Source organism: Eubacteriales bacterium mix99 (genome assembly GCA_038396605.1).
GTDB lineage: Bacteria > Bacillota > Clostridia > Caldicoprobacterales > DTU083 > UBA4874.
Genome location: CP121690.1, coordinates 787885 through 800752 on the forward strand (window position 1 = coordinate 787885; position 12868 = coordinate 800752).

8 protein-coding genes are annotated in these 12868 nt (G+C 50.0%); 2 read left to right on the top strand and 6 right to left on the bottom strand.

Annotated elements, in window-relative coordinates:
* Nucleotides 1-5 precede the first annotated feature (5 nt).
* Nucleotides 6-965: an ABC transporter permease subunit gene (locus QBE55_03285; protein ID WZL79202.1), complete on the bottom strand. Its 960-nt coding sequence runs from the start codon at nucleotides 963-965 to the stop codon at nucleotides 6-8.
* 113 nt (nucleotides 966-1078) lie between these two features.
* Complete coding sequence (locus tag QBE55_03290; protein WZL79203.1) at nucleotides 1079-2821, bottom strand: extracellular solute-binding protein; 1743 nt, start codon at nucleotides 2819-2821, stop codon at nucleotides 1079-1081.
* Nucleotides 2822-3208: 387 nt separating this feature from the next.
* Here QBE55_03290 and QBE55_03295 point away from each other — a divergent pair, with 387 nt between their 5' ends.
* On the top strand, nucleotides 3209-3436 hold the full coding sequence (locus QBE55_03295) for a helix-turn-helix transcriptional regulator (protein WZL79204.1): 228 nt from the start codon (nucleotides 3209-3211) through the stop codon (nucleotides 3434-3436).
* Nucleotides 3437-3524: 88 nt separating this feature from the next.
* Here the strand turns inward: QBE55_03295 and QBE55_03300 are convergent, their stop codons facing one another.
* Together QBE55_03300 and QBE55_03305 are read right to left on the bottom strand one after the other, a co-directional pair.
* The gene (locus tag QBE55_03300; protein WZL79205.1) at nucleotides 3525-6218 is read right to left on the bottom strand and encodes a glycoside hydrolase family 2 TIM barrel-domain containing protein; all 2694 of its coding nucleotides are present in this window, start codon (nucleotides 6216-6218) and stop codon (nucleotides 3525-3527) included.
* On the bottom strand, nucleotides 6215-9526 hold the full coding sequence (locus tag QBE55_03305; protein ID WZL79206.1) for a DUF5107 domain-containing protein: 3312 nt from the start codon (nucleotides 9524-9526) through the stop codon (nucleotides 6215-6217). The genes QBE55_03300 and QBE55_03305 overlap by 4 nt, the downstream gene beginning before the upstream one ends.
* A 191-nt stretch (nucleotides 9527-9717) precedes the next feature.
* Here QBE55_03305 and QBE55_03310 point away from each other — a divergent pair, with 191 nt between their 5' ends.
* The gene (locus QBE55_03310) at nucleotides 9718-10578 is read left to right on the top strand and encodes an AraC family transcriptional regulator (protein ID WZL79207.1); all 861 of its coding nucleotides are present in this window, start codon (nucleotides 9718-9720) and stop codon (nucleotides 10576-10578) included.
* Nucleotides 10579-10699: 121 nt separating this feature from the next.
* On the opposite strand, the gene QBE55_03315 is transcribed toward QBE55_03310, so the two are convergent.
* Together QBE55_03315 and QBE55_03320 are read right to left on the bottom strand one after the other, a co-directional pair.
* Nucleotides 10700-11662 carry a 1-phosphofructokinase family hexose kinase gene (locus tag QBE55_03315; protein WZL79208.1) on the bottom strand — a complete coding sequence of 321 codons (963 nt, stop codon included), beginning with the start codon at nucleotides 11660-11662 and terminating at the stop codon, nucleotides 10700-10702.
* A 93-nt stretch (nucleotides 11663-11755) separates the two neighbouring features.
* The gene (locus QBE55_03320) at nucleotides 11756-12802 is read right to left on the bottom strand and encodes a galactitol-1-phosphate 5-dehydrogenase (GenBank protein ID WZL79854.1); all 1047 of its coding nucleotides are present in this window, start codon (nucleotides 12800-12802) and stop codon (nucleotides 11756-11758) included.
* Nucleotides 12803-12868: the final 66 nt, after the last annotated feature.

The following is a 12868-nucleotide window of genomic DNA, read 5'->3' on the forward strand; positions in this document are numbered from 1 at the left end:
CTCCTTTACCAGAGACTGGTTTCCGTAAGTCTGGCACTGATACGGTTGGCGCCAATGACCAAAATACAATTGATGACAGAATTGAACAGCCCCACCGCAGTGGAAAAACTGAAGTTGTTTTCCTCAATCCCCTTACGATAAACATAACTTGAAATAACGTCCGCGGTTTCATATGTCAGGCCATTGTACAGCAAAATGATTTTTTCAAATCCCAGACTCATCATGGATCCAACGCGGAGAATCAAAAGAATGGCCATAGTGGGCAAAATGCCGGGAATGCTCACATGAACTGCCCTTTTGAATGCTCCGCATCCATCAATAGTTGCTGCTTCATACAGTTCTGGATTAATGGACGTTAAAGCAGATAAGAATATGATACTATCCCACCCCAGCTTCTGCCAAACATCTGAACCAACATAAATGGGACGGAAGTATTCCGGCCTGGAAAGCAAATTCGTCGGATTTCCTCCCATCATTTTGGTTATCACACCAAAGATGCCGTCGGACGCGGTAAAATCGATCAGCATCCCGCACAGGATCACCGTGGAAATAAAGTGAGGCATATAAGTGATGGTCTGCACGGTCCTTTTGTATCCGGTACTCCGCACCTCATTGAGCAGCAAGGCAAAAACAATGGGCAGCGGAAATCCGATCACCAGATTCCAGAAGTTGATCATAATTGTATTGCGGACCACCCGGAACGCATAAGGGCTTTTGAAAAACTCCACAAAATACCTGATACCGGCCCAGGAGCTGCCGATTATTCCCTTTCGGGGTGCATAGTCTTTAAAAGCCAGCAATATCCCATACATGGGTCCATAACACCATAGAATGTAAAAAGCCAATACCGGAAGGATCATCAGGTATACCGGCCAGAATCGGTGCCAGTCCCGGACCACCATGGCACGCCAGCTGTCATTTGATGAGGCAATTGCCCTTTCCGTTCCTGCGTTCGATGTTTTCATATCCTGGTCCCCCTTTCAACGGGTATAAGGAGGGCACCATGCGGGAAAACAATCCCGCATCATGCCCGTCCCTTCATTCACAGACATACTGCCAATCACAGGTGTACGGCTCCTCAACGTGCCAGATAGCGGTCCAGCGCATCCTGTTTCAGCCTAATGGCGCGGTCAATATCCATGCCTTTGACGGTCTCCACAAATCTGTCAAAATGATCCAGCGGTTCCTGTCCCGTAATGAACTTCAATGTCATTTCATCCCGAAACGTATTGATTTCCGTCATAATTCCGGCCAGTTCCTTTTCTTCCTCCGGCGTCTGGCTGATATTATCCGGAATCAGCCAGCTGGAATCCTGACTGTCCCATACCTTGATACTTTCGAACACTTCCGGCTCAAATTCATAGGCAGCGGAATTCCGTAAATAACCCCAGTTATGCAGCTTAAACAAGGGATACAATGTCCAGAAATCCAATCCTTCGTCGTTTTTAAGCCGGGGATAGATCCATTTTACTTCTCCATTGTCATCCCATTCATAGGAAACTCCCTCGGGTCCGTAGGAGCATAGATCCCCGCCATCCTGGCTGTACCAATAGTCCTGCCATTTGACAGCAACTTCATCCAGGCCGTCTTCCGCCAGCTGGGTGGTAAAGAAAGTACGATCCCCACGAACCGTTGCATTGTCCTGATGCAGATGAATTTCCTGTCCATCATAGGAAGTGGGCATCGCCACCGGCGTCAGTTTATAGTTGGGATCCTGCTGCGTTCCACTCAGCTTGGCTTGCCCCATTTCCCCATAGTTCAGCCCGCAGGCGCCATACTGCCCGTTTGCCAGATTGGCATTGTAGGAATCCCCGTCGCGGGTGGTAAAATCGGGATCGAGCAGCCCGTCCTTGTACCATTTGTTCAGGAGCATCAGAAAGTCCTTATATCCCGGCTCCAGAGGCCCATAAGCGACTTTACCATTCTTGTTGATGAAATCATATCCGGTATCATAGGAAGCTGCAAAGGCATAGTTATTGGATACCCCATAGGAATCATTGATCTTCAGTCCCAGGGGAGCAATTCCCTTTGCTTTCTTCATGGCCCGGAGCATGGCATCCCAGTCCTCAATGGTTTTTGGCAGTTCCAGACCCAGTTCCTTTATCCAGTCCTCGCGGACCCAAAGGCCGCTCCAGGGGTCCGTTGGAACGATATCGATCATAGGAAAGAAAAACATCTTGCCGTCATCATCCACAATGTCACGGTCAATGTCCTCATTATTCTCCCGCAGCCATTTGATGTTCGGCATCAGCCCTTTGTCATAGTATTCGGTGAGCTCCAGGTAAATGCCGTCCTCCACGGCTTTATGGTACCCGCCGGTGTAGCCGGGAGGCGTTACAAAGACATCCGGCAGATCCAGGGAAGAAACCTTCAGATTATAATTATCGGTTTCCTGTCCCACTGGAGGATAAATCCACTTGATTTTTACATTTGTACGCTTTTCCAGCTCCTTGAAAGCCTCGCATTCATCCCATCCCTGCATCACCGTGGAATTCAATCCTCTCCAGACCGTCAGGGTTACCGGCTCCTCGACGATGGGAAGACTGGTGGCATTGATGCCGTACAAATATTTATCCGCGCGTTTGTCATACTTAACAGGGCTCAGATTGTAAGGCCGGCCATTGTTGGTATCCGGACCTTCCTCCGGCATCTTCTCCCCATCGGAAGATTTGGAAGCCTTTGTCTCCTCTTTCGGTTTGCCGGAAGAGGATTTGCCGGACGCATCTTTTTCCCCGCCAGAGCTGCAGCCCATTGGCAGAATCAAGACAGAGATCAGCAAGAGAATTGTGGTGAGTAAAGTGACAAACTTTTTACCTTTCATTGAAATAATTCCCCCTTAAAATTAAGTTTTTGAGCAGTTTACCTATTTTCTATAATCTGAAAAATCTTTTGTTTTCCATTTTTATCACCTCGATATTGATCTGAATTTTGATAGATGGGCCCATGGATCATATTTTTGTTCCAATCCCAAATACCCTATTTCGTTGAACCGGTAATTGTTAGGCCTATACTGCGCCTATTTCCACGTCCTGCATCTTTCTCATTGAAAACATGTACTCAAGCATAAAAACAACAGTAACAGATACAGTAATTTATATGCGAACAAGCTTTGGTACATGTTTTATGCCAATTTTCATTATATGCGAATATTGCATAAAAGTCAATATGCAGTATTCGCATATTATACAGTTTACATGAGGTGATGTTTTTGTACTCCAGAATACGAAACTTAAGAGAAGACGAGGATATGAGTCAAACAGAGATCGCAAAACTTCTAAATGTAAGCCAGGCAACCTATTCCCGCTATGAAAGTGGTACCCTGGACATTCCAAGTCAAATCCTGATTAAGCTGGCAATATTCCATAATACGAGTATTGATTATCTTTTAGGCCTGACAGACGAAATCCGGCCTTATAAAAGAAAAATACAGTTTTAAATGGAACATCAGCCATACTGCAGGGCACGGGCCGGATCACATCCTCAAGGAATGCTATCCGGCCCGGTCTGTCATTCATCCCTGACAGTCAGGAAACCGCCGGGCTTATTTCGTTCAGGGTCTGACGGGAAATTTCCTGCAGCGGATGAAAATAATCCCCCGCCATGTAATTGACGATACTTTGCATCAGCGCGCGTACCTCCGGATACCGGGCGGATTCCACAAGTCCCATGCTGCTCAGGATCAATTTCCCCTTTCCGACGCGGCACTCGATCAGCATCCCCATCCTTCTCATGCGTGTACAGCAGTCCAATGCGGTAATCAGCGGATCTACGGACTTCGGAAGGAGCATGGCACGCCCCCTGCACATGGGCCACCACTGCCAGTTGGAATGAAATTCGGTGGGGAACCCGTTGAAAACCGGATGCTGTGGATCCATAAAGCAGCCCATAAATCCCGACTGGGCTCCAAAAGTCTCTACGGACCAGAAATCCGTCGTAAACTGCGCAGGGATCGAATGGGGAAAGTTATCCGGTGTAACGGGCGGATTCAAAAACACGCTCTTCCCTTCCTCCAGTGCTGCTGCCGCTTCCCCTGGGGATTGCGTCATAAAAACAGAATCCGGGCAGGAAAAGGGCTTATCCGGATAGATCCAAACCGGATAGCTGTTTGTATAACCCCCGACAGAAGCGGTAACCGTCAATTTCCCTGCATTCGGGATACATTCCGCCGGGAACGATATCGCCCCAACAACAGACAGGGATCCACACGGATAAACCTGTGAAGGCAAAACCTGCTCTTTTATGATCTTGTCGCCGTCCCTCCACCGGATCCGGCAGGTTCCGGATATCTCCCGCCTGCCATAGTTCGCTATCCGGACTTCGGCAGTGATGGTCTCCGTATTGAGATAGGTATATCTGTCCAGCAGGATAAGCGGAAGCACATCCGCAAAAAACTTCCGAAATCGTTTTGGATCCGCAAAGGAAAACGGCTTGGGCTGCATATGGGAATTCAGCATCCCCACCAGAGCGGTGCCCTGTCCGGGAAAGTCCTGCAGGGAAAGAAGGGAAATACCCGATAATTCCTCCGTCCGCATCGCTGCCTCCACTTCCTCCCGATAGGCAAGCAGGGACAATTCCCCGCTGGCTTCCACTCTTTTTCTCCAGTCCGGCAGCCAGCCCTGCCGTTCCGCCTTTTCCCTTACACTGAAATAATTGTCCGGCCGGGTCACTCCATGAAACAGCTGCAGTTCATCAAAATCAGGCAGCACCTCATACTGCCCGACTTCAAAGCTGAAAACAGGTCTGGAATATTCCTGGCGCAGCTGCTTCATCTCCCTGCCGTAGTTTGTTTTTGCATTGGGATATTGTTGATTGATGAACCCCCGCATGGGAGAGGAAGTGCCGCGGAGCAATTTCGCATAGAAACCGGACGATGTATAGAAATTGCTGTTCCGGTCCGGACCAATGCTGCCATAATGACAGTTGGAGGCAATGGCATACAGCCGGGTGGGATCCATCCCTTCCGCCGTCTTTTGCAGCAAATCCATACGCTTATGTCCCAATGCGCCTGCACACAGCTCATTGCCGAATGTCAGCATCACAAAAGACGGATGGTTTGCGTAGGTAAACAAAATCTGCCGCAGTTCCAGCTGATAATAACCCCAGCTTTTTTCCGACTCAAATGCCGTTTTCGGATCCCAGTGGGAGAGCTCCGGCTGCATCATCATACCAATCTCATCCGCAGCCGTAAAAGCCGCATCCGGCGGACAATGGGAATGAAAACGGATACAGTTGACCCCATAGGACTGATAAGTGGTCAGAACGGTCTTCCACTCAGCAGATGTCATCGGCATATGGCCTGTCTCCGGAAACACACAGCAGTTGGCCTCCCCGCGAAGCAGAATGACGCGGCTGTTCAATGCCAGTCTTCCGTTTTGGTCGGCAAAGGTCCGGATGCCAAAATCAACGGCTTTCTCCTCCATACCGTCTGCGGAAACGGCAAGGGAATACAGGATACCATTGCCATCCTCCCAGACCGATACGGATTCAGAGAGAGGAATTCCCCCAATACGGATGCTGTTCCTGCCTGCCGGTACGGCAATCTTTCGGACCAACTCATGGGCAAACGCCTTGCTCCGCAGGGATAGCAAGCCGGTATAAGCATTGGTACAATCCAGTTCCACAATGACATCAGCAATTTTGCCGTCCGGATAGACCCGTATGGAGGAAATAAAATTGCTTTTTTCAAACCGCAGCCGCAGATAGCCAAGCAGTCCGTTCCAATTGGTCTGGGTTTCGTCCGTTGCGGCGGAAGAGTTTACGATGGCATCCCTGGGCCAGGAAGGATAGGAATTGTCACAGCAAAGAGTGCAGACATTTTCCCCTTCCTTCACTTCACTGGTGACTTCAAACACATAAGGAGTGGAAACCGTCCCCTGCCGGCAGGGAATGATATCTTTTCCATTCAAGGCCAGCGTCAGTTCCCTGCTGCGTTCCACTTCAAGGAAAACCCTTTGACCTCCTGTCTCTTCCATGGAAATGGTTTTTGTAAACCAGGCAGGTCCTTCATAGGTATATTTTCTGGTCAGCCTGGTAAGAATCCGGGCATCCCCCTCCGGCTCTGGATCCTTTCCCGAATCCGTATCAGAATTCCGCCATCTGCTGCCGCTGTCGCGGCCGCCGATCCTGTTTTCATCCAGGGTACCGGGCAAAACTGCTTCCCCGGCGTGCCCGTTTTGAAGGGACACGGACCAGGCACCGCTTAAATCCACATATTTCATACTTTACCCTCTCCTCCTTCTTCGTCATCTTGCCTGTGTTCCAGAGCGCCCTGATGATCCGGCTGCTGTTTCAGGATGTCCGAAAAAATCCCGGCAGCTTCCTCCTTCTGCCCCAGGCCCAGCTTTCCCAAAGCCCGGAGATACTGGCAATACAGCACATTGTTCCGGGCGATGTCCTCCTGATATGCCTCAGCATCCGGAAGTGAAACCGCAAAGTAATCATACGACACCTTGTCAAAGAGATGCTCTTCCCCATAGGCGATCAGGCGATGAAAAGGCTTTCGGGCTTCTTCCGGATTGCCCAGAGCTTCCCATGCCAGGCCCTGATAATAGATAAAATCGGAAGGCTGCTCGTTGTAATACAATGCCGGACCCGGCTCCTTTTCCCCCAAAGTGGCCAGCCGGAAAGATTCTTCTGCCTGCTTTTTCCTGTTCCCGCGCCGACAGGCAAACCCCATATAATAGTACGCCTGATTGTCCGGAACATTAGGCAGCTTTCCTTCGCCCAGGCTGGCTGGATAATGAAGGGTTCTCTTCAGCAGCCCGATTGCTTTCTCATACTCCTGCAATGCCATTGCCTGTTTTGCCAGATGAATCAGTGAAAACCGATACTGAGCGCTGACTCTACCTTCCCCGCCTTCCCAGGGATGAAACTTATGATGCAGCAGGCCGTCCAGCGCCTTTTCATATTCCCCGCAGCAGTTGAGGAGCATGATGTACCGCAGGTACAGATCATCCCGGCTCTGAACAAGATCCAGGCGTTGTCTCAGTACCGACAGACGGCTTTCCACGGAATCCCCACTTTTTGCCGCAAGCTGATCCCGTTCCAGCCAGAAGCGGGGATATTCCGGATCCAGAAGGCAGGCCTGCCCGATTGCCTTTTTGGCTTTTTTGCCGTTCTGTTCCTTGTTGTAATAAGCGATGGAAAGGTTCCGGAATCCCATGGCAAGGGAAGGCTTCCCTGCCACCGCCTTTTCCCAGTGAACGGTTGCTTTTGCGTATTGTTCTTTGTCATAGAGCAGATTGCCAAGATAATACTCCGCCATGGGAGCGTGGGGCAGTAATCCGATACAATCGTTCAGAATGAGGATTTCATCCAATTTGTTCGGAAAGCATCCATCTTCCGGCAGCTGCTCTGCCTTCCGGTAGCACTTCCCGGCTGAGAAATCGTCTCCATTTAAATGCGCCGCATATCCCATATAATAGAAGACCATGGGATTGGGATCCGGACAGGACTTCAGAATGAAAAGTGCATCCTCATAAAAACCTGCCCGGAGATAGTCCAGGGACAGGACAAGGTAATTATGCGGGGGAGTCCTCATCATGCGCAGCCAGGAGGAAAAAGCCCCAGTGTCCTGTGAATCCCCGCCGTTCTGTGCGCATTCATACAAAGTACCCATATCCAGCGGATCAATGGAATGGCTCTCCTTCAGCAGACTGCGGCGGTCTGCACCGATCTTTCGCAGCAGAGCCGCTTTCAGTGTGCGGGCTTTCATGGAATGCCCGTTGTTCCTCAATGCTTTTTCCACAAACTTCAGCGCCTGATCATACTGCTTCTTACGGGCAGACAGAAAAGCAAGCCGGGTAAAGCCAGCGCTGCTGGTTTCACTGTTCCAGGTGGCCTTATAAAAGGCATCATACGCTCCTTTTTCATCACCGCTTTTCTCCAGTGCAAGACCAAGGTTAAAATAACACTCCCCATAATAGGGGTTGGGATTTTTCCAAGTCTGTTTCCGGATGGCAGCCTGGAAAAGCCTGATGCTCTCCCGGAAGTTGCCGCGCCGAAACTGAAACAGTCCGTACCCGTTGTTCAGCCGGATGTCGGTGGGATCCCGGCGCAGGCCTTCCAGATAATAATCTTCCGGCCGGTATGTCGCATGCCGGTACTGCTCCAGGTGTGTCGCAGCCAGATAAAGCTCTTCCGTGGATTTCAGATCCACCGGATCCTTCAGCGGTTCCGCCGGGTGAGGGACGGGCTCCGGTTTCCTTTGGGGAACGCCGCACTCCGCCAGCAGTCTGCCACCACAGAAAACGGAAGCATGGCACTTTTCCGGCTGCTCGGGGGCGGGGAATTCCTCTGCCAGACACGTTTCCGGAGAAAGATCCGTGGTTTTTTCACCGATTACCCTGTTTCCCTCCGTAATGCGAATCTGTGCATCTTGATATTCTTCGGTCACATAAACCCTCACAACGACCTTACCGGGTTCGGATACATCAATGCCAAGAACTGCTTCCTTTGTTGCATTGCTGACATGCCCCACCCCTTTATAAGGAAGAAAGTACTGTTCAAATGTCTTTTCCTCATATGGTTTCAGCCAGCTGAAATCCGGCTGATTTTCGGTGAACACACCCGTCATCAGCTCGATATAGGGGCCGTCTGCATCCGTCAGATTGCGGTCCCAGGAGCAGCCAAAATCCCCGCTTCCCCAGGTCCACTGTTTCTTGCCGGGAGCAATGTGATGGTCCGCCACATGAAGCATTCCGGCATGAAGGCTTTCATCATAATTCCCGATAAAGTCAAAGTCCGAATGATCCGCCATGTAGGAGGTCGGAACCTTTATGTTTTTGTAGCGGGAGATATCAACCCCTGCAGAATAATCGGCCTTGTAATACTCCCCGATTGCGATGGGAAAGGTGGAAACAGCCCTTCTGCCATGGTCCATCACTGCATGGACATCCGGCGGAAAAACCGAATAGGTATGATCATTGACCGGAACCGCAGGATTGGCCCACCAGAGAAACGTCTGGGGAACATCTGTGGGATTGTACAGCTGCCCCTTGATTTCAATATAGGCCTTTCCCGGATAAAGACTGATTTTTGCCATCCCTTTGGTACCGTACATCTTATCGGTTTCTCCGACAAAAACGGAGCAGGACCCATCGGGATTCCGGGTGTAACAGGAATCCACGGGAGAAAAAGTAGTCGGGCGGTGATGCTGCGGCCAGTTCAGCTCAATCCCGCCGGAAATCCACGGACCGGTCAGACCGACCAGAGCAGGCTTGACGACGTGATTGTAATAAATAAAATCATAACCGTTGGTTTTGTCATATGCCCTCTGGATTCTGCCGCCAATTTCCGGCAGAATCATCACAAGCAGATACTCGTTTTCCAGAAAAATCGCCCGATAAACCACATCTTCCTTTTTATCCGATATTTTTTCCGTGACCGGCAGGGGATAAACCTTGCCGGTGCTTCCCTGATAAGCTCTTTTTTCGATAAATAATGGACTTTTTTCCGGAGGATATCCTTTATAAGCAGGTATTGTAACACTTTCCTCCCTTACGCTGACAATGTTCCCGTATGACATGAAACGGCTCCTTTCCCCTGATTTTCTCTATCGGATGATCCGGATCCAATGGTCATTTTATCATAGTCAATGTAAAACAGAATACACGATATTACCCGTTCATGGATTTTCTTTCACAATTATGCTAAACTGGCTTCATGGAAAACTTTGATTTGGAAACAGGGAAAAGAGATGGATTCAGGGGGGAACGGATGATTGTACTGCCCACCGGAACCTTTTCCGCCTATGCAGCACACCCCCTGGTCCGGCGCATGTATCTGACGGATGTCGGCTTTTTCCCCCAGGCAAAGCATCACTACAGGGAACGAAGGAAGGGAATTGAGGAATATATTTTCCTGTGCTGTACCGCCGGGGAGGGAACCGTTCAGATGAAAGGGAAAGAATTTGTCCTTCGGCAGAACGAAGCGATTTGCATCCCACATTTTACAGGGCACCGCTATTATGCCTCTGCGCAGAATCCATGGAGTATCCTGTGGGTTCACTTCAAGGGAGAGGATACTGCCCTTTTTCCCCTGGAAGACTGCCGGGTAATACATTTTGAGTCCCAATCTGCGGTAGAGCGTATTATGTATTTATTTGAACTTCTTTTTCATGTCCTGGATGGAAACTATACGGAAGGGAATTTCGTCTATATCTCTCAGGTGCTGATGCTGATTCTGTCGGAAACCTATTACCGGGAAAAACGAAACGGCACGGAAAAACAGAACAAACAGGTCACGGAAGTGATTCGCTACCTGTCCAAAAATCTGGATACCAATCTCTCACTGGAAGATCTCACTACGGAATTCAATCTATCCAAAACTTACCTGAACGGAATCTTTCAGAAATACACGCAGCACGCACCCATGGATTTTTATCTCCATCTGAAAATGAATCAGGCCTGCAAGCTGCTGCGCTTAACCGACCTGTATGTTTATGAGGTGGCACAGAAACTCGGCTATGAGGATCCGTACTATTTTTCCAGGATCTTTAAAAAAGTAATTGGTTGCTCTCCCCGGGACTATCGCCACAGGGACGGGTCCTCTCTTCCTTTTCCGTCACAACTTCTGTAATCCTGTCAGATAGTAAATATAAGTTAACAGATATATTTATTACCAAAGCTGTCCGTATCGCAGTTTGTTGGTTACCGAAAGAGGAAAAGTGCACTAATGTTATAGAAAATTTATTTTTAGATTATGCAATCTTTATGCAGTCGATCATCGGCAGGAAGCTCTCCACCATTTCCTTTTCAATCCAGCCGGTCTTGAAAAACTGGGTGTTGGCCGTGCCGCAGGCCATGCCAAAGCGGATGGCTTCCCGGAAGCGCGCTCCCCGGTTCAGTGCCACCGCACAGCCGGCGATAAACGAATCCCCGGATCCCACTGTGTTGACAATATCCACCGCCGGAGTGGTAAAATGATATACTCCATCTTCCAAAGCCGCAATACAGCCCTGTTTCCCAAGGGATACGACAGGCAACTCGATGCCCCGGGCCTGAAAAGCCTGAACGGCCTTTACAATATCCTTCCTGCCCATTTCCGCTTTCTCACCGGTGCGACGACTTCCCGGTTCTGCTAGTTGCAACGCGGTCAGCTCGTCCCTGTTGGGCTTGATGAGAAATGGCCTTGCCTTTATCCCTTCCTGAAAGAACGTCCCGCTGGTATCCAGCAGAAATCGCTTTCCCTTTTCCTTTGCAAGCCGAATCAGTGTGGAATAAAAATCCACCGGCAGGCCTTTTGGCAGACTGCCCGAAGCGGTCACCACGCTGCACTCTTCCAACAATTCCTGATAGCGGGATAAAAATACCCTGGCATCTCCCTCCGTTGCCATCGGTCCGGGCTCCAGCACCTCAGTGGAAGTGCCGTTCCTGTGATCCATGATATTGATGCAGATCCGGGATTCCCCCCGAATGGGAACAAACCGGCTGTCCATTCCCCCGTTTCGCACTTCTTCCTCAATCTGCCTGCCGGTACTGCCGCCGATCAGTCCGGTGGCGATTACCTTTTCTCCCAGCAGATGAGCAACCCGTGCCACATTCAGTCCCTTTCCCCCTGCTGTTGCCGTCATATCCCGTGGACGAAAGACTTTTCCCGCCTGAAAATCGTCCACCGCATATACCTTATCCATGGCCGGATTCATGTTGACTGCCAGTATCATAATACCCCTCACCCATTATTTTAATGAAATCCTTTTTGGTTCCGGACATTTGGACATGATCGAATCTGTTTTCCTGCCGTAAGTTGTTTTATCCTATTCATTCACCAGCAGAATTTTCCCTTTTACCGTGCCGGGCACCTTATAATAATCAAATGCCTTTTTAGCTTCCGACAAGGGCAGCTTCCGGAAAATCAGATCCTCGTCATATTTCAGTGCGCCGGTTGCCAGAAAATGGGCCGTCAGCTCCCATTCCTCCCCCGGAAACGGAGCACTGTAGGACATCCAGGAGCCTGTCAGACGAAATTCCTTGCGGTGGAGATTCTCCAGCAGCTGCGGCGGAAGAACCAGATCCCTGGAGGGTGTGCCGATAAAGCAGACATCCGAATGTTTGCCGGCCAGCTCAAATGCCAGCTTCATGGTGGCCGCCGCTCCTGCCGTCTCGAAGATAAACCCAAAGCCCTTGTTCCTGGTCCATTCCTTCACCTGTTCCCGGAAGCCGTCTTCCTGCGTGTTGACGACTCCATCCGCTCCCAGCTTTTTCGCCAGCTTCAGCCGGTCCGGATCAATATCAAATACAAACACCCGTCCCGCGCCAAATATCCTGGCCCATTGTGCGGCAAAGAGCCCGATGGTGCCGCCGCCCAGAATGGCAGTATCCTCTCCTCCGCGGAAACCGGCCCGCCGCAAACCGTGCAGGGCAATGGTGGAAGGCTCAAACAATGCGCCTTGTTCAAAGGAAATCTCCGGATCAAACTTCACAGCATTCTGCTCAGGAAGTTTGACATACCGGGCAAAGCTCCCTTGGACCCGGGAGCCGATGAAGCTGTATGAATCACACAGGGAATAATTTCCCTTTTGACATTGGTCACATTTTAAACAGGGAAGAAGCGGCGCTCCGGCAACTTTATCCCCAACAGAGATTTGCCGGACATCCTTTCCGACTTCCACAACTTCGCCGGAAAATTCATGCCCCAATACAATGGGATAGAAATGCGCACCGTTATGAAGTACCCTGGGTACATCCGATCCGCAGATTCCGGTTGCTTTTACCTTTACCAATATCTCTCCGTCTTCGATTTGCGGCGTTGGATACTCCTCATATCGAAGATCATCGTTCGCATGCAGTACCGCAGCCTTCATTGTCCTATCCATTCCCTTCTTTAAATATGAAACGCTTCCATAAACTCAGCAAAACCGTTCGGCTAT

What these genes read in the sequence shown, in the direction of transcription:
- QBE55_03305 (WZL79206.1), bottom strand. Translation starts at nt 9,526, where the DNA reads ATGTCATACGGGAACATTGTCAGCGTAAGGGAGGAAAGTGTTACAATA.
- QBE55_03300 (WZL79205.1), bottom strand. Translation starts at nt 6,218, where the DNA reads ATGAAATATGTGGATTTAAGCGGTGCCTGGTCCGTGTCCCTTCAAAAC.
- QBE55_03285 (WZL79202.1), bottom strand. Translation starts at nt 965, where the DNA reads ATGAAAACATCGAACGCAGGAACGGAAAGGGCAATTGCCTCATCAAAT.
- QBE55_03320 (WZL79854.1), bottom strand. Translation starts at nt 12,802, where the DNA reads ATGAAGGCTGCGGTACTGCATGCGAACGATGATCTTCGATATGAGGAG.
- QBE55_03290 (WZL79203.1), bottom strand. Translation starts at nt 2,821, where the DNA reads ATGAAAGGTAAAAAGTTTGTCACTTTACTCACCACAATTCTCTTGCTG.
- QBE55_03310 (WZL79207.1), top strand. Translation starts at nt 9,718, where the DNA reads ATGATTGTACTGCCCACCGGAACCTTTTCCGCCTATGCAGCACACCCC.
- QBE55_03315 (WZL79208.1), bottom strand. Translation starts at nt 11,662, where the DNA reads ATGATACTGGCAGTCAACATGAATCCGGCCATGGATAAGGTATATGCG.